15 protein-coding genes are annotated in these 16074 nt (G+C 71.4%); 5 read left to right on the top strand and 10 right to left on the bottom strand.

Translation table 11 applies throughout. The annotated features are described in order from the left end of the window. The first annotated feature begins 29 nt into the window (after nucleotides 1–29). Nucleotides 30–2087 carry a thrombospondin type 3 repeat-containing protein gene (locus G6O69_RS16885; RefSeq protein ID WP_176396894.1) on the top strand — a complete coding sequence of 686 codons (2058 nt, stop codon included), beginning with the start codon at nucleotides 30–32 and terminating at the stop codon, nucleotides 2085–2087. 19 nt (nucleotides 2088–2106) lie between these two features. Here G6O69_RS16885 and G6O69_RS16890 read toward each other — a convergent pair whose 3' ends face one another. The 6 genes from G6O69_RS16890 to G6O69_RS16915 all read right to left on the bottom strand — a co-directional run bounded on the left by G6O69_RS16890 (nucleotide 2107) and on the right by G6O69_RS16915 (nucleotide 6069). Then, a complete protein-coding gene (locus G6O69_RS16890) occupies nucleotides 2107–2592 on the bottom strand; it encodes an emopamil-binding family protein (protein WP_172304528.1) in 486 nt (161 codons plus the stop codon). A gap of 22 nt (nucleotides 2593–2614) precedes the next feature. Then, a complete protein-coding gene (locus G6O69_RS16895) occupies nucleotides 2615–3631 on the bottom strand; it encodes a zinc-binding dehydrogenase (protein ID WP_172304529.1) in 1017 nt (338 codons plus the stop codon). 36 nt (nucleotides 3632–3667) lie between these two features. Continuing rightward, nucleotides 3668–4111, bottom strand: a complete 444-nt coding sequence (locus G6O69_RS16900) for a hypothetical protein (RefSeq protein ID WP_172304530.1) — start codon at nucleotides 4109–4111, stop codon at nucleotides 3668–3670. Between the two features lie 36 nt (nucleotides 4112–4147). After that, complete coding sequence (locus G6O69_RS16905; RefSeq protein ID WP_172304531.1) at nucleotides 4148–4531, bottom strand: RDD family protein; 384 nt, start codon at nucleotides 4529–4531, stop codon at nucleotides 4148–4150. Next, nucleotides 4528–5511, bottom strand: coding sequence for a hypothetical protein (locus G6O69_RS16910; RefSeq protein ID WP_172304532.1), 984 nt, complete (start codon nucleotides 5509–5511; stop codon nucleotides 4528–4530). Before G6O69_RS16910 ends, G6O69_RS16905 begins: the two co-directional genes overlap by 4 nt. Nucleotides 5512–5640: 129 nt before the next feature. After that, nucleotides 5641–6069, bottom strand: a complete 429-nt coding sequence (locus tag G6O69_RS16915) for a PDZ domain-containing protein (protein WP_176396895.1) — start codon at nucleotides 6067–6069, stop codon at nucleotides 5641–5643. Between the two features lie 207 nt (nucleotides 6070–6276). On the opposite strand from G6O69_RS16915, the gene G6O69_RS16920 reads away from it, so the two are divergent. Both G6O69_RS16920 and G6O69_RS16925 read left to right on the top strand, forming a co-directional pair. Beyond that, nucleotides 6277–7341 (top strand): DUF459 domain-containing protein, encoded by a 1065-nt coding sequence (locus G6O69_RS16920; RefSeq protein WP_176396896.1) that lies wholly within the window; start codon nucleotides 6277–6279, stop codon nucleotides 7339–7341. Beyond that, nucleotides 7338–8786: a penicillin-insensitive murein endopeptidase gene (locus G6O69_RS16925; RefSeq protein WP_172304535.1), complete on the top strand. Its 1449-nt coding sequence runs from the start codon at nucleotides 7338–7340 to the stop codon at nucleotides 8784–8786. The genes G6O69_RS16920 and G6O69_RS16925 overlap by 4 nt, the downstream gene beginning before the upstream one ends. Nucleotides 8787–8891: 105 nt before the next feature. Here G6O69_RS16925 and G6O69_RS16930 read toward each other — a convergent pair whose 3' ends face one another. The 4 genes from G6O69_RS16930 to G6O69_RS16945 are packed head-to-tail and all read right to left on the bottom strand — an operon-like array spanning nucleotide 8892 to nucleotide 13537. Next, nucleotides 8892–9608 (bottom strand): type 1 glutamine amidotransferase, encoded by a 717-nt coding sequence (locus G6O69_RS16930; RefSeq protein ID WP_172304536.1) that lies wholly within the window; start codon nucleotides 9606–9608, stop codon nucleotides 8892–8894. Between the two features lie 16 nt (nucleotides 9609–9624). Next, nucleotides 9625–11010 (bottom strand): L-seryl-tRNA(Sec) selenium transferase, encoded by a 1386-nt coding sequence (selA, locus tag G6O69_RS16935; protein ID WP_172304537.1) that lies wholly within the window; start codon nucleotides 11008–11010, stop codon nucleotides 9625–9627. After that, the gene (locus tag G6O69_RS16940) at nucleotides 10992–11513 is read right to left on the bottom strand and encodes an FHA domain-containing protein (RefSeq protein WP_172304538.1); all 522 of its coding nucleotides are present in this window, start codon (nucleotides 11511–11513) and stop codon (nucleotides 10992–10994) included. The genes selA and G6O69_RS16940 overlap by 19 nt, the downstream gene beginning before the upstream one ends. 20 nt (nucleotides 11514–11533) lie before the next feature. Then, nucleotides 11534–13537 (bottom strand): ComEC/Rec2 family competence protein, encoded by a 2004-nt coding sequence (locus tag G6O69_RS16945; protein ID WP_172304539.1) that lies wholly within the window; start codon nucleotides 13535–13537, stop codon nucleotides 11534–11536. Between the two features lie 89 nt (nucleotides 13538–13626). On the opposite strand from G6O69_RS16945, the gene G6O69_RS16950 reads away from it, so the two are divergent. Together G6O69_RS16950 and G6O69_RS16955 are read left to right on the top strand one after the other, a co-directional pair. Beyond that, complete coding sequence (locus tag G6O69_RS16950) at nucleotides 13627–15360, top strand: MXAN_5187 C-terminal domain-containing protein (protein WP_172304540.1); 1734 nt, start codon at nucleotides 13627–13629, stop codon at nucleotides 15358–15360. 226 nt (nucleotides 15361–15586) lie between these two features. Beyond that, complete coding sequence (locus tag G6O69_RS16955) at nucleotides 15587–15997, top strand: hypothetical protein (protein ID WP_172304541.1); 411 nt, start codon at nucleotides 15587–15589, stop codon at nucleotides 15995–15997. Nucleotides 15998–16074 lie beyond the last annotated feature (77 nt).

Consider the following 16074-nt stretch of genomic DNA (forward strand, 5'->3'; position numbering starts at 1 on the left):
CCGCGGTTGGGGGTGATAGCTTGAATTCGATGGGCCAAAGCGCCGCGCAGCCTCTTCGACGCCGGTTACGCCGGCCGCGAGGGCTGGCCGCGACGCTCTCGCTGTTGCTCGCGCTGAGCTGCACGAGCGCCATGAACTTCGACCGCCCGCCGCTGCGCCCCGGGGCCTACATCGAGCTCCACGCCAGCGAGCTCGCCGCGGAGCAGCGCGAGAGCCTCGAGCACCTCTTTTATCGCCAAAACCCCCTGCCGCCCTCGCCAAAGGCCGCCGAGCTGCGCCGCGTCGAGCGGGACCTGGCGGCCGCGCCCCCGGTCGAGCTCGAGGAGCTGCGCGGGCTGTTTGGCGACGACCTCGAGCTGATCGCCTACGCGACCCGGGACAGCGACGGCGACGGCGTGCTCGACTATCGCGTCAGCGAGTACCGCGGGAAGTTCTTCGAGGGCGACATCGACCTCGACGGCGACGGGATCCGCAACGTCTACGACGCGGCGCCCTACGACCCCAACGTGGGCGGCGTGGACACCGACGGCGACGGCGTCCCGGATGAGGCGGGGAGCTTCGCGGACCGCGACGGCGACGGCATCCCGGACCACCTCGACTGGTCGCGGCGCAAGCCCGATCCGCTGCCCGAGCTCCAGGCCGAGCTCTTCGCCGACTTCGACGTGATCCTCGTCGAGCGCAGCGCCCGGTTCACGCCGGAGCTGGCGCAGGCGGCCGCGGACACCTTGCGCTATGTGTTCCGCGAGCCCCTGCCGACGCTGCGGACCATCGCCGTCGAGGACCAGCTGCTGATCAGCCCCGACGCCGGCGACAACGGCTTCATGCTCGGCCAGACCCAGACGCTCACGGTCTGCGCGGGGCCGCTCGAGGGCGCCTCGCCGCTGGTGCTCTTTGGCCTGTTCATCCACGAGGTGGACCACGCCTGGCAGATGGCCCAGGACTTCGACGCCGAGGACCTGGCCAGCGAGAACCGCAAGCTCCACTTCCCGCACGGCACGTTCACCTCGAGCCTCGAGCGCTACGGCTGGCGCGTCGACCCGCACTCGAGCGGCGAGCCCTACGTCCACGTGCTCTACTGGCCGCACTTTTACGCCACGGCGCCGCGTTACGAGTACCGCGGCAGCACGCCGGCCGAGTGGGCGCAGTGGTTCGAAGAGATCGAGCGCGAGCAGGGCGAGGACTTCCTGCGCGCGAGCTCGGTGGTCAGCCGCGGGATGATCGGGCCCTACGCCATGACCTCCCCGTGGGAGTGGCACGCGGATCACCTGATGGCCGCGGTCTACAACCGCATCGACCTGCGCCTGGTCGAGCGCGGCGTCGGGCCGATGGCGGGGCCCTCGGCGGTCCTGCGCGCGCGCATGCTCCAGTCCGTCCAGGATCAGTGGGCGCGCTTCGACTACCGCAACGCCGCGGGCACCGCCGTGGACCGCGAGCTCGGCGAGGCCTTCGCGCTCAGCGAGGAGGAGCTCGACGTGCTCATCGATCGCTACGTGCTCCCGCTGGCCGACATCCCGATGCTCTCCGAGGCCCTCGTGCTCGAAGCCGAGGCCATCGGCGAGGGCTCGATGGCCGAGTGGGCCGCCTTCGTCGAAGGGGCCGAGTGGATCGGCCACTCGCCCGAGCTCCTGGCCGCGCTGATGCGGGTGAAGCAGAACATGTGGCGGGCAGAGGTGCTCGCGGCCGAGGAGGCCGCGGCAGCGCTGCCGAGCGCGGACGCGGGGGAGCTCAGCGTGGATGGAGGCGAGGGTGAGCCGGGCGCGGCGCTGGCCGACACCGCCGGGGTGCCCGCGGATGCGCCTGCGGACGCGGATTTGGAGGCGGGCCGAGGTGACGCGGCGCGCGAGCTGCTCCCCGGCGCGGACGCGGGGCCGTCGAGCCGAGATCAGGACGAGGACGGGGATGAGGACGGGGAGCCCGACGCGGCTGAGGCCTTGGCCGGCGAGCGTCAGGCCGCCCGTCGGGACGCTGCCACGGTCGTCTTTGGCGTGCTCGCGGGCCACTTTGGCCGCGGACCCGCGGAGTCAGCCGCGACCAAGCCAGGCGCCGCCGCGCGAGGAGCCAGCGAAGCGCCGACGAGCGCCCCCTGACCGCAACCGCTACCGCAAGTCAGGCCCGGACCCGCGAGAACGGCCGCTCCCCTCGCAGGCGGGCGAGCGCGAGCATGGGGAGCAGCACATAGGGCAGATAGATGAGCGTCAGCAGCCCCGGGTGGGGCGCCGGCGCGGGCCCGAAGAACTCCATCCACAGGTGCACGACCATCGAGTAGAGGATCGCCACCGCCCAGGCGATGGTCGGCCAGCGCACCGCATCGACCCCGCGCCAAAACGCCCAGGCGAAGAGCAGGTAGAGCGGGCCGAACACCCACGCCGAGATCCCCGACATCACCCGCAGCCACTGCGGGTTGGCCAGGAAGAGCGGGTCGAGGTTGCGCCCGTACCAGCACAGCGCGCCGAAGAGCGAGCGTTGCCCGCAAAAGTCGACGTCGAGGGCGGCCAGGCGATCGACGAAGACGCTCGTCGAGGCGAACACCAAAAAGCCGGCGATCAGCCACAGGTCGCGGCGGCGTTCGGACAGGGGGATGGGCTCGAGCATGGGGGAGGAGGGGGGCAGGGGGTCAGGGCTGGAGCAGGACCTTGCCGAAGTTCTTGCGCGACTGCATGTAGTGGTGGGCCGCGGCGGCCTCGGCGAAGGGGAACACGCGGTCGACCACGGGCTCGTAGGTGCCCGCGCCGACCTCGGCCATCACCGCCTCGAAGATCATCGTCAGGCGGTCGATCTCGTGCCACAGGTGCCCGAGGTTGACCCCGAACACGCCGCGGTTTTGATCGAGGAGCTCGAAGGGGCGAAAGCGCGGGGTCCCGATCATGCCGCGGACGATCGGCCACAGCCGACGGCGCTCCGTGGGCGCGAAGCTCGACGCCCCGAACATGAACAGCCGCCCGGTGTGCCGCAGGCAGCGGTAGCTCTTTTTGTAGGACTCGCCGCCGACGGCGTCGAGGACGATGTCGACCCCGCGGCCCTCGGTGAGGCGCATGACCTCGGCCTCGAAGTCCTGGGTGCGATAGTCGACGCAGTGATCGATGCCGGCCTGGACCAGGCGCTCGTGCTTGCCGGCGCTGGCCGTGCCGATCACCGTGGCGCCGCGGGACTTGCAGATCTGCAGCGCGGCCTGGCCGACGCCGCCGGCGGCCGCGTGGACCAAGACGGTGTGGTGGGCCTTGAGGTTGCCGAGCTCGATGAGCATCAAGTAGGCGGTCAGGTAGGTCACCGGCACGGCGCCGGCGGACTCGAGGGACACGCCCGCGGGCACGGGGACGGCCTGGGCACGGGGCACGCAGACCACGTCGCTGTAGCCGCCGAAGCGGCACAGAGCCACGACCTCGTCGCCGATCTTCAGGTCGTCGACGCCCTCACCCAGGGCGTCGACGCGACCCGAGACCTCGTAGCCGACGACGCAGGGGATCGGCGGCGCGTCGGGATACATGCCCATGCGGGCGGTGAGGTCGGCGAAATTGATCCCGCTGTAGGCCGTGCGAATGCGGACTTCGCCGTGGCCGGGGGTGGGGTCGGGGGCCTCGCGCAGCTCGAGGGCTTCGGGGCCCCCGGCGCGGCTGATCCAGATCTGCTGCATGCGCCGGCGAGGATACCCGCTTTGCGGGGCGCCGCCTCAATTGAGCAGCGGCTCGTCGTCGTCGTCGTCCTCGTCCTCGAAGCCCTCCCCCTCTTCGCTGCGCATGAACTCGAGCTCTCCGCTGCTGAAGCGAGTCCCAAAACTGTGGACCAGCGAGGCGACCTGATCGAGGGCCGAGCGGGCCAGGGCGGGGTCGAGGGAGCTCATCGGGTGGATGAAGGCGGCGAAGAGCAGCCCGTTGGACACGCAGTAGCGCCCGTCGAGGGCGGTGTGAAAGTTGGCCTCGAGCACGCGATCCTTGGTGGGCTCGTCGAGGTTCACGAGCTCGGTGATCGGCGAGATGAAGCGCATGCGATCGAACTCGAGGTCCGTGAGGCAGGCCATGGGGATGCCCTCGTGAACGAACTGCCAGTGCGTGGCCGTCTGGCGAAAATCTTGGGTTGTGGACTCGAGCAGCGCCGCGAGCTCGTCGAAGGTCATGGCGCGACGATAGCAGGGCTCGAAGGGCGAGGGCGCTCAGCTTCGCTGAGTGACCACGGTCCCGGCGATCAGATCGTGGAGGGTCTGGCGGCGCTCGTTGAAGAGCGCGAGCAGGTAGCCGAGGCCCATCGCCAGGCTGGACAGCCAGCGCGCGGCCCAGCGCAAAGACGCGCGACCAAAGCTGAGCTGGCGGCCGTCGACGCCCTGCACGACGAGCCCCATGAGCCGCTTGCCGACGGTGGCCATCCACCCGCTCGATTCCTGGCTGGCGAAGTAGAGCCAGGACACGAGCGAGGCGAGGGCGCCGTGGCTGTCCACGCCGAACAGCCCGGCGAGCAGGCTGGTGAGCGCGCCGATCAGCACGAGATCGATGAACAGGGCGACGGCCCGAGGTACGAAGCGTCCGGCGTTGGAGGTCATCGGGATCCTTTGGTGGGAGGCGTGTCCGCGCGCTCCCGCTCGAGTTTAGAGCGAGTCTCGGCGCAGTGGCGCAGATAGGCGCGGCCGTGGGCTGACACGCCCACGGGCTCGTCTTTCTCGTCGCGGATGGTCGCGCGCAGCTCGATGGACCCGCCGGGCCGCGGTCCAGGTTTCAATTCGAAGAAGTAGAGCGCCCGGCTGGCCGCGAACTCGATCTTCTCGATGCCATTTTTGCGGATCCGCCGGCTTGGCACCTGGAGGCCGTCGACGGGACGATGGCGGCTCAGGTTCAGGCTGCAGCCGGGGCAGCGCCGCCAGTCGATCTCGATCTCGACGTGGCCGCGGCTGGCGACGGCGAGGCCGAAGCGTTTTTCGTCGGGCCCGGCGGTGTCCGGGTCGGGGCTCTCGGCGACGAGGCGGTGGATCTCGTTGGGCTCGAGGTAGCGGACGAAGACGTCGCTGCAGCCGGGCTCGGGCTCCCGGCCCGCGACGCAGCGACGCGCCTCACAGTGCGCGGGGCCGAGCTCGGCCGGGGGCTCGCAGCTGGGGATCTCGCACTGGTTGCGGATCCCCCACTCGCGGCTGACGAGCACATCCCCCTGGCCGCGGCGGTCGATGTAGTAGGGCCCGTGCGGGCACAGCCCCGGCCAGATCTCGGCGCAGTCGTCATCGCTGCGGCAGCGGTTGGCGCGCTCGCGCAGCGCGAGGTAGTCGCGGATGGCTTGGTCGCAGTCTTCGATCGGCGGCGGCTTTGCCTTGGGGCTTGCGCGCAGGCCCGCAGGGAAGCGGGTCCGGGGCGGCCTGGCCGTGATCTCCGCCTCCTCTTCGCCGCTCTCGTCTTCGTCCTCGTCCTCGTCCTCTTCTTCGGAGGAGGACTTGGGCGGGCGGTTGTTGTTGGCCCGCAGCTGCGCGGCTGTCGGAGTTGGGCAGCCGGCGAGGAGCAGCGGGATGAGCGCTGATGCGAGCCGGGGTCGGAGCACGGGCGGACTCTATCGAGAAAGCAGTAGGCGGGGAGACCAAATCAACAAAGCCCGCCGCTGGATCGACCAGCGCGGGCTTCGTAGACCTTTAATGAGGCTCGGAGGGCCTGAAAAAGGACCTGAAAAGGATCAGTGGCGGACGCGGACCAAGGCGCGCTCGAGGGAGACGAGCTCGTGACCCTGGCAGGGGTAGACGACCTCGAGCTCCACGCTGGAGCCGATGTCACCACGGATCGCGCGGGTCCAGTCGAGCATGTCCGAGGGGGCCTGGCCGTCGACCTCGAGCAGCACGGCGCCGGGGTAGATCTTGCCGTCGGCGGGGGTCCCCCTGAACACTCGGCTAACCACGAAGTGGTCGCCCTCTTGGGTGAGCTCGACCCCGATGCCGGAGTAGGTGTAGTAGCTGTCGACGCGGGCGCTGGCGTGGCAGGGGTGCTCGGCCACGCGCTGGGCGACTGCGGCAGCGGTGAACATGGTCCCGGCTACGACGATCGCGCCAAGGGTGAGGCGTCGAGCGGTGCGCCAGCGGGCAATGGCGGACGGGTCGTTGTGCGGCATGAGGTTCCTCCGCACCCAGTGTTTCACAAGCCCGCTCCGCTTACCAGTGGCGCCAAAGGCGATTCTGAAGTCTTTTCACTGCTATCCAGTCCACATCCAGCCCAGCTCGGGAATGTCCAGGACCGGCGGCGCGTGCGAAGCGAACTGATCCTCGCGCTTTTTGCAGGTGATTTTCCCATGCGATCGAACCGAGCTAGCGTCAGCGCCATGATCCGGACCTCGCTCTCGCGTCCGTGCGCCTCAGCGCTTTTTGCGCTGGCTTTTCCCTTGCTCGCGTGTACTGAACCGACCAGCAAGGCCACGGCCCTCGACGCTCCTCAGGCGGGTCAGGCCGAAGGCGAGCCGGGCGAGGCTTCCGACCAGGACGAGGACGCACGCGCAGCCGGCGAGGGCGAGGACGAGGCCGTGCTCGCAGCTGGTGAGCCCGGCGTCGGAGCTGGAGCCGGGGCCGACGCGGGCGAGCCCGAGCAGGCGATCGCCGCGGCCGAGGACGCGCCGCCCGAGCAAGACGTGGCGCCGGCGGAGCCCCGCCGCGTGCTGATCCTGGGCGACTCCCTGGCGGCCACGGGCTTCGGCGCGCTGCTCGAAGACAAGCTCGACGCGCGCCCCGACGTGGTCTGCTACCGCAAGGGCAAGAGCGCGTCCGGCCTCGCGCGCCCCGACTTCTTCGATTGGTTCGACCAGGGCTTCCGGCAGGTCGAGTTCCGCAAGCCCGACCTGGTGGTGGTGATCATGGGCGGCAACGACGGCCAGGATCTCCCGCCCTGGCGAGGCAGCAGCCGCGTGCGCTGGCAGGCCGAGGACTGGGCCGAGGCCTACCGCGGCCGGGTCGACGACTTCCTCGCGCGCGTCACCGAGCCCATCGAAGGGGGGGAGGCCGCGCAGGTGCTGTGGCTGGGCCTGCCCAAGATGGGCATGCGCAGCCTCGAGCGAAAGCTCGAGCTGATCCGTCCGATCCAGGAGCAAGCCGTGGCTGCCCTCGGAGAGGGCGGCCTATACTTGGACACCACGCAATTTTTGGTCGACGAGCAGGGCGAGCTCCTGGACCAGGCCGTCGTCGAGGGCAAGCAGCGCGAGCTGCGAGCCGAAGACGGCATCCACTTCACCATGTCCGGCAGCGAGTACCTGGCGGCGCAGGTCTTGCCCGAGGTCATCTCGGCCCTCGACCTGCCCGCGGAGCCGGCGGCACCGGCCGAGCCCTCCGCCGAGTCTCCTGCCCCGTCCCCTGCCCCGTCCCCTGCCCCGTCCCCCGCCCCATCGCCTGCCGAGTGAGCGAGTCGACCATGCGCCTGACCGACCCACGAGAGAGCCCCCGCCTGACCCGAGCGCGACTCGAGGGGAGGCGAAGGCCGTGGGCACGGGCGCGCGCGGTCGTGGCCGGCGGCGCGCTGGCCCTGCTCGGCTTGCCGCTGCTCACCGCGGCCTCGCCACCAGTCGACCCGCGCTTCTCCGATCTCCCGGATCCCGGCGAGCTCGAGGAGCTCGCCCCGCCCAGTGAGGACACCGAGGTCCGCGAGGGCGCGAGCACCCTGGCGAGCCCCCCCGAGCAGGACCAGGACGAGGATCACGACACCTCGATCGAGGACGAGTCCGCGGTCGAGGAGCAGGACCAGGACGAGGCGGAGGCCGAGGAGGCGTCCGAGCCCGAGGCGCCCAAGGTCGAGATCAAGGTCCTGCGCAAGCCCAAGTGGATCAAGCACACGGTGGTCCCGGGCGAGCGCATCGACGAGATCGCCGACCGCTACCAGATCCGTCGGGCGTCGCTGATCCGCTGGAACAAGCTCGACCCCAAGCGGCCGATGATCTACGCCGGGCGGGACCTGGCGATCTACACCAAGCACATCCCGCCGCCCCAGCAGCAGATCCTCTACACGGTCCAGTTTGGCGACACCTGGTCGAAGATCGCCAAGGCCCACAACGTCGACGCGGACAAGCTGCGCGAGCGCTGGAACCCCAAGGTCCCGCGCAAGTTCAAGGCCGGCCAGGAGATCGTGATCTGGCTCGATCCCTTGAACGACCCCTCGGTGCTCGCCGCGTCGAGCTCCGCCGGGAGCGCGGGCAAGGCCAGCGCAGGGACGACGCCGGGGATCGCCGGCCGGCCCAAGCTCCCGCTGTCGACGATCAAGCGCGGGGCGGTCTCCGTGGGCCGGCCCAACCGCGGCAAGATCGTCAACGGGGCCCAGCTCCCGGAGAACGCCAAGCTCTACACGATCCGCAAGCCGGACGAGTCCTTCGGCAGCACCCACACCCTGCACAACCTACAGCTGGCGATCGCCAACTTCCGCCAGGACACGGGCTTCTCGGGCAAGCTCGTGATCGGGTCGATCAGCAAGCGCGGGGGCGGTCGGTTGCGCCCGCACTCGTCGCACCAGAGCGGCCGCGACGTCGACATCCGCCTGCCGGTCAAGGCCGGGGTCAAGGGCACGATAGCGACCAGCGCCTCGGAGGTCGACTGGGACGCGAGCTGGGGGCTGATCCGCGCGCTCGTGGCCACGGGCGAGATCCAGTACATCTTCTTGAGCCACAGCCTGCAAAAGTACCTCTACAAGGCGGCCAAGCGGTCGGGGGCGAGCAAGGACATGCTCGAGCGGGTGATCCAATACCCCAACAAGAGCGGGACGAATCACGGGATCGTGCGCCACGCCAGGGGGCACACCTCGCATATTCACATTCGCTTCACCTGCGCGGCCAACGAGAGCCGCTGCGAGAGCTACTAGTGTGCGCGCCAGAGGACTCGAAGGGTCTCAGGCGCCGGCCGGTGCTCCAAGCCTGGGACCCTTCGAGTCCTCTGGCGCGCACACTAGAGTAGCGATCGGGTCGGCTCAGCGCTCGGCGAGGGCGTCGGCGAAGCGGGCGAGCAGGCCGTGGGTGTCGTGCGACTCGCGGAGGATGTCGAGCACGTCCTCGAGGCGGTCGGCGTAGCGCTCGCGGTAGGCCATGACCCGGTGGCGGTTGTCGTCTTGGGTGAGCTCCGGGTGGAACTGCGTGGCCCAGATCGGGGCGTCGCCGAAGCGCAGGGCCTGGTGGGGGCTGCGGGCGCTGCCGGCGAGGTGGCGGGCGCCCTCGGGCAGGCGGGTGACGTGATCCTTGTGGCCCTGCTGGGCGTAGAAGCGCCCGGGCAGGTCGCCGAAGACCGGGTCGCCCTCGGCGTGGGGGGTCAGGTCGATCTCGTAGGTGCCGACCTCGGCCCGGCCGGCGTCATGCTCGACGGCGCCGCCGAGGGCGAGGGAGAGGGCCTGAAAGCCAAAGCACGAGGCGAAGGTCGGGAAGCCGCGGTTGGTGATCTCGCCGACGAAGTCGAGCAGGCGCTTGATCGGGGGCACGTCGTCGAGCACCGAGTACTCGCCCGCGCCGCCGATCAGGATCGCGTCGTACTGCTCGAACAGGCGCTCGTCGATGGCGTCACGCAGCACGTCGACGGCGGTGACCTGGCCGGGGTCGACGTCGAGGCGACGCACGAAGCAATCGACCTCGTGCTCGCGCATGGCGTCCGAGGCGTTGCGAATTTGGAGGAGGCAAAAAGACAGGTCAGCGCGCACGGCGATGGAGGATCTATCAGGCTCCGTCGAGGACCGCGAGAGCCGCGAGAAGCGCCTCGTCCTCGCTGTCGAGGAGCGTGCGCAGGTCGATCCACAGCTGGCCGTCGTGGATTCGAGCGAGGAGCGGAGGCTCGGCTCGGCGCAGGCGGGCGGCCGCGCGGTGGGGGACCGCCACGGGGGGGACGAGGGCCACGCTGGGCAGGCGCTCGCCGGGGAGGGAGCCGCCGCCGATGGTGGCCTGGGACTCGCGCAGGCAGTCGGCCGGCCAGCCGAGGGCGGCGATCAGCCGCTCGCCACGCTCGCGCAAGCCGCGAAGCGGCGCGTCGATCATGGCGTGGACGGGGAGCTCGGGGGCGCCGGGGCTGCCCGGCTCGGGGCCGCGGGCGTGGGCCAAGGCGGTGGCGTGCAGGGCCGCCAAGGTCAGCTTGCCGGGGCGGAGGGCCCGGGCCATGGGGTGGCGACGGCAGCGGTGCACGGCCTCGGCCGCGCCCGCGAGCAGCCCGGCCTGGGGTCCGCCGAGGAGCTTGTCGCCGGAGAAGCCGACGATCGTCGCGCCCTGCTCGATGACCTCGGCGACGGTCGGCTCGCGGGCGGGCAGGCCCGCGCCGAGGGAGCCGCTGCCGAGGTCGGCGATCAGCGGGACGCCGCGGCGGCGGGCGAGGGCGGCGAGCTCGGGCAGGGGCACCGCGTCGACGAAGCCGTCTTGGACATAGTTGCTGGGGTGGACCCAGAGCAGGGCCGCGGCCGGGCCGGCGCCGGGGATGGTGCCGTCGAGGGCGGCCTCGTAGTCGCGCAGGTGGGTGCGGTTGGTGCTGCCCACGCGGATCAGCGGGACGCCGGCGGCCGCGGCCATGTCGGCGACGCGGAAGCTGTCGCCGATCTCGACGTGCTGCCCGAGAGAGAGCGCGACCCCGCCCGCGCCCAGGGCCGTGCAGGCCAGGAGCAGGGCGGCGGCGCCGTTGGTGACGACGTGGGCGTCTTGGGCCCCGAAGAGCGCGGCGAGCAGCGGGCGCAGGCTCGCGAAGCGGCTGCCTCGCCGGCCGCTGTGCAGATCCAGCTCGAGGTCGCAGGTCCCCGCGGCCGCGAGCACGGCGGCCTTGGCCGCGTCGGAGAGCGGGGCGCGGCCGAGGTTGGTGTGCAGGATGACCCCGGTGCCGTTGAGCACCGGCCGGGGGTGGTGGCCGGCGAGGGCCTCGACGCGAGCGCAGACCCGGGCGGCGATGGCCTCGAGATCGGCGACCGGCCGGGTGTCGTCGCCGGCCAGCACGCGCTCGCGCTCGGCCTCGATGGCGGCGTTGACCAGGTGGCGGAGGAGCCGGCGCTGCCAGTCGAGGGCGCGGACGCTCGGGTGGTCGAGGACGCGGTCGACCTTGGGGAGCTTGCTCAGGGGGTGTTGGGGCATTGCTGAGAGAACAGTAAGAGGGCGGCGAGGATCGCAAAGCCGAGGGCGGCCAGGGCCGGCGGCAGCATCGAGGGCGCCGCCGCGGTGGCGGTGGCGGTGGTCTGGGTGCGCTCGTCCTCGGGCGCGGCGCCGAGGGCCCGGTGGCCGAGGGGCCGACGCACCGTGACCTCGCCGCTGTTGACCAGCAGGCGGTCGACCCGGGCCCCGCCGTGCTCGAGCTCGAGCACGAGCTCGCCGAGCTCGAGCACGGCCCCGTCGCCGAGGGTGGAGGTGCTGACCCGCCGGCCGTCGACGAGCAGGCCGTTTTTGCTGTGGAGATCGCGGATCCTCGCCCCCTCGGCGTCGATCTCGAGCTCGGCGTGGCGACGCGAGACGTCGGCGTGGCCGAGGACGACGTCGGCCTCACCCACGCGTCCGAGCAGGTGGACGCCGAGGCCGAGGGCGTGGCTGCGTCCGGCCCGGTCGCCGCTGCGCTCGATCAGCCTAGCGATGGTCGCGGTCATCCTCGGATGATAGCCCGGGGCTAGTGTTGGTCCGAAAACTCGGACAGCTCGGGCATCGCCACCCAGCGCCCTTCGAAGTAGCAGGCGAGCGCGCCGGCCTCGGCGCGGACCAGCGCTCGGCCGTGGCCGCCGTGGCGAAAGCGGCACGCTCGCAGGGCCGCGCGCACGCGAGCGCGGGGCGGCGGGCGGCAGCGCCCAGGGCCGTCCTCGACGTGGACGCCCGCCTCCTCGAAGCGGGCGCGGAGGTCTCGTACGCGGGGGTCTCGGTGGACACGCTCGGGGGCCTGGCCGTCGAGGGTCTGCGCGGGCAGGGCCGCGTCGAGGTGGGTGATCACCGCGACGCCCTGGTCCTCGAAGAGCGCGAGCCAGCGGCCGGCGGAGAGGGTCGGCCGAAACAGGCAGGCCGCGCGGGGGCGGCTGGGGTCGGCGACGAGCAGCGAGCGCGAGGCCACGCTGCCCACGGCGATCCACTCGAAGCGCGGCGAGTCGAAGCGCGATGAGCCGTCGCGCGGTGAGCCGTCGCGCGGCGAGTCGGCGGGCGCCGGGACATCGAGCCAGCCGAGGAGCGCGGGGACGAGGGCCGCCGCGCAGACCAGCCGCGGCGGCAGCCAAGGGGGGAGGGCGGCGAAGCGCTCGTGTCGGCGCGCGAGGTGGGGGACCAGGCGGTGGAGGATCAGCGCGGCGAGGGCGAGGCCGGCCAGGGCCGCCGCGGAGGCCGGCGGCGCGCCCTCGAGGGTGGCGGCGATCGAGAGGATCGGCGCGGCCAGGATTCGGGCCGGGACCAGGGCGGCCGCGCCGAGCCAGCCCGAGCTCAGCGTGCCGAGGGCGGCCAGGGGCATGAGCAGGGCGAAGAGGGGGAGGGCCAGGGCGTTGGCGAGGACGCCGACGAGCGGGGCCGAGCCAAAGTGGGCGACGCTCAGGGGCGCGGTGGCCCAGCTGATCCGCCAGCTCATGGCCAGCGGCCCGCGCTCGTCGCGATCCGTGACGATCGCCGCCATCGCGGCCAGCGAGAGCTGAAAGCCGGGGTTCATGGCCCAGCTCGGGCGCCACATCAGCATGGCCGCCGCGGTCCAGGCGAGCAGGGTCGGCCCGTGTGTGGGCCGGCCGACGATCGTCGCGAGCTCGATGCCCGTGAGCATGATGGCCGCACGGATCGCCGAGGCCGGCGCGCCGGTCAGGCCGACGTAGGCCCACAGCGGGAGCCAGGCGAGCAGCGTCGCCTGGCGCGGGGAGGCACCTAAAAGGAGGGCGGCGCGGCGCAGCCCCGCCAGGATCCACAGCGCGGCCACGGCCACGTGCATGCCGCTGACTGCCAGGAGGTGCCCGAGCCCCGCGCGTCGCAGGGCGCGTCTGTGCTCCGGGGGCAGGGCCGTTCGCGCACCCACCCCGACGGCCACGGCCAGGCCGGCCTGGGGATCTCCGCGGCTGAGCGTCCACGCGCGCTGGCGCTGCGCAGCTACCCAGTGCCAGTAGGCATCGCCGAGCTCGGGCGGACGCGCGGGGCGTGGCCACCAGACTCGTTCCTCACCGAGTTCGAAGGTGAGGTCTCCGGCGCGGGCGAGGGGATCTGGGCGCAGCCGACGCGCGAGCACGGCGACGCGATCCCCCGCGGCCCGGGGGCACAGCTCGGGGGGGCCCGACAAGCGCAGGACCCGAGCCCTGCGCGGCTGAGCGCGCCCGCGGACCCACAGCTGACACCGCGGCCCGGGCTCGCTGGCGCGAAGGACCTCGAATTCGCGGACGGCGGAGGGGGAGGGGGCGCCGCGATCCGGGACCCTCGCGGGCTCCTCGGGCGAGGGGCTCAGCCCCCGAAGCAGGCCGACGACGGCCAAGGCTGCCCCCAGACCGATACTTTCGCGCGTCTTTTTGGACACGGGCAGCAGGCCGAGGCTCGCGGACAGCAGCGCGGCCGAGAGCAGGGCGAGGACGACCAAGATCCCCCCTGGCGGGGGGCCGAGATGGGCCGAGGCGATCCCGCAGATCACCGCCAGGAGGGAGACGAGCGCCAAGGAGATGCTGCGCATGCCTTCTTGTCGGCCCTGGCGGGGCGCTCGTGCGCTCCCATGGCTTTTGTTCCACTTCGCGCGCTGAGGGCCTACACTCGCAGGCGGTCGTGCTCTTTACCAAGATCTGGACAGCCATCCTCGCCGTCTTGGCCACCGCGTGCTTGGCCGGCATGTACCTGTTGTCGACGGGCGCCTCGGGCGGCTTCACCAAGGCCGACGAGGCCGCGGTGCGGGCGATCACCGAGGCCGGCATGGCCGCGCTGGCCTCCGACATCAATTCGTCGCCGGTCTCGCTCGGGCCCTCGGTCCTCGCCGACGCTCGCCTCAAGGAGGCCCTCGACAAGTCGGCGGTGCCGCCGGAGGGCGCCTCGCCCGACGAGCAGTCGCTGCAGGACGTGTTCACGCAGGTGATCAACGAGAACCTGCTCAACGAGTACCCGCTCATGAGCATGGCGATCGTCGACAAGAGCGGGAACATCCTCGCGCGCTCGGGCTTCGACGCGCCGCTCTTCGACGAGCTCATGAAGGTCTCGGCGGTCGAGACGGCCCTCGGGAGCGAAGAGGCCGAGCGGCTCTCGGCCACCCTCGGCGGCAAGCTCCACGCGGTCCAGGTCTCGCGGCCGGTGGGGGAGTCGCAGCAGCGTCGCCTGCTGACCATCCGCGCGGTCGAGCTCGGCGGCGGGTCCTTCTTCCGCCGGGTCGTGGGCACGGAGAACCCCGCGGGCCTGGTGCGCGCCGGCGAGGTGCTCGGCGACCCCATCGGTGGCGCCAAGGCCGGTGACCTCACGGCTTGGGTCGAGGGCAACCTCGACAGCGTCCCCCCCGAGGGCGCCAGCCAGGTGTTCCAGATCGGCACCGGCCCCGACGCCCGCATCGGCTCGGCCGCGCGCGTGCCCGGGCCGGCCGGCAAGGGCAAGGACGGGACCTTGTTCGTCGTCTTGTCGAGCCACACCCTGGGCTCGACGCAGCAAGACATGAGCACCGCGCTCTCGGCCGCCCTGGCCAGCGGCGGCCTGAGCCGGCTCAACTGGATCCTGGTCGGTGGCCTGCTGGTGATCAGCCTCGCGCTGACCTTCTATCTGCCCTTCATCGAGTACTCCACGCCCCTGCGTCGGCTGGCGGCCGAGTACCGGGCGATCGCCGAGGCCAAGCAGCACGAGGTCAACCACGACACCTACAGCGGCGAGGTCGCCAAGGTGGCCCTCGGCTCGCAGCGCGCCATGGAAGCCCTGCACCTGTCGTGGGAGAACGAGGCCATGGAGGGCGAGGAGGATCCCGAGCCCTCCGCCTCTGGCTCGCTCCAGCGGCGCACCCGCGGGACCCGCAACCTCCGGTCGAAGGGCCGGCACACCCGCGGCCACAAGAAGCTCGACGACAGCGGCACGCCGCGCAGCGCCGAGGACGATCCCGAGGCCATCGAGCTCCCGGGCATGAAGTCCAAGGCGCCCATCGAGCGCCACGCCTCCGCCGAGGACAAGCCCAAGCCGCCTCCCGCGCCAGTGTCCGCGCCCACCTTCAGTGACGCCGTCGCCGATGGTCCAGCCGTTGCGCTCAGTGACGACGACGACTCGGTGAGTCTCGGCCTCGACGTTGGGATGGACGCCGGGGGTGGTGGCGAGGGGGATCGTGAGTCCTACTACAAGCGGATCTACGACGAATTCGTCGAGACCAAGTCTGCCTGCGGTGAAGACGTGGAGAACTTCTCCTACGAGAAGTTCGCCAAGAAGCTGCGCAAGCAAAGCGACAGCCTGCTGGCGCGAGCCGACGTCAAAGACGTCGAATTCAGCGTCTACGTCAAGGACGGCAAGGCTGCGCTTCGCGCAAAGGTCGTCAAGGCCTGAGCCCGGCGCCCCGCCGCAGGGCTGTCTCTCATGGCTGGCCATGCACGCGCGAGCTGCGTGGCCTCCATGAGTCTCGTCCACTTTGGCGTGTAGCCCGCTCCTCGCTTGGATAATTCGAGCATGGGGGTGCTACGCGAGCGCCTCGGGCTGGGATAGACTCTGCGCTGTGGCGGCTCAGGTCCACTACGAATCAGAAAAAGAGCTCATCGCTACGCTCGGGTCGTTGGTGATCTGGGTCGATAACGGGGGGGACGGTGACAGCGGCAAGTTCGATCGCGTCGCCGATATCTTCCGCAGGCAGCTCGGGAATGACCCTGCGGTCGGGTTGATGCTCGTGATGTTCGAGGGCACCCCGATGCCCGACAGCGCGTCGCGAGAGAAGGCCGCCGCGCTCTTCAACGAGCTCGGCGAGCGCTTCAAGTGCCTGGACGTGGTCCTGCTCGGCGGCGGGTTTTGGGCCTCGGCGCTGCGCAGCGCGATCACGGGCTTGGGCCTGATGCTCCGGCGTCAACGCACGGCTCGCGTCTATACCTCGATCGAGTCGGCCGCCGAGGACGCGGCGGAGCTGCTCGGGACCGGCAACGCGGCGGAGATCGCCGCGGCCTGTGAAGACCTGAGCACGCGGCTGACGGGCTAGGCGCCCGTGGCGAAGCCCGACACGACGCTTCACTTGGTCTTTTCGCCGATGGCTGTGTCGACGAAAACCCCGGCGCG

The organism is Pseudenhygromyxa sp. WMMC2535, assembly GCF_011083025.2.

Bases quoted from the DNA above. Each gene is read 5' to 3' on its own strand.
- G6O69_RS16885 (WP_176396894.1), top strand. From the start codon at position 30: ATGGGCCAAAGCGCCGCGCAGCCTCTTCGACGCCGGTTACGCCGGCCG.
- G6O69_RS16890 (WP_172304528.1), bottom strand. From the start codon at position 2,592: ATGCTCGAGCCCATCCCCCTGTCCGAACGCCGCCGCGACCTGTGGCTG.
- G6O69_RS16895 (WP_172304529.1), bottom strand. From the start codon at position 3,631: ATGCAGCAGATCTGGATCAGCCGCGCCGGGGGCCCCGAAGCCCTCGAG.
- G6O69_RS16900 (WP_172304530.1), bottom strand. From the start codon at position 4,111: ATGACCTTCGACGAGCTCGCGGCGCTGCTCGAGTCCACAACCCAAGAT.
- G6O69_RS16905 (WP_172304531.1), bottom strand. From the start codon at position 4,531: ATGACCTCCAACGCCGGACGCTTCGTACCTCGGGCCGTCGCCCTGTTC.
- G6O69_RS16915 (WP_176396895.1), bottom strand. From the start codon at position 6,069: ATGCCGCACAACGACCCGTCCGCCATTGCCCGCTGGCGCACCGCTCGA.
- G6O69_RS16920 (WP_176396896.1), top strand. From the start codon at position 6,277: ATGATCCGGACCTCGCTCTCGCGTCCGTGCGCCTCAGCGCTTTTTGCG.
- selA (WP_172304537.1), bottom strand. From the start codon at position 11,010: ATGCCCCAACACCCCCTGAGCAAGCTCCCCAAGGTCGACCGCGTCCTC.
- G6O69_RS16940 (WP_172304538.1), bottom strand. From the start codon at position 11,513: ATGACCGCGACCATCGCTAGGCTGATCGAGCGCAGCGGCGACCGGGCC.
- G6O69_RS16945 (WP_172304539.1), bottom strand. From the start codon at position 13,537: ATGCGCAGCATCTCCTTGGCGCTCGTCTCCCTCCTGGCGGTGATCTGC.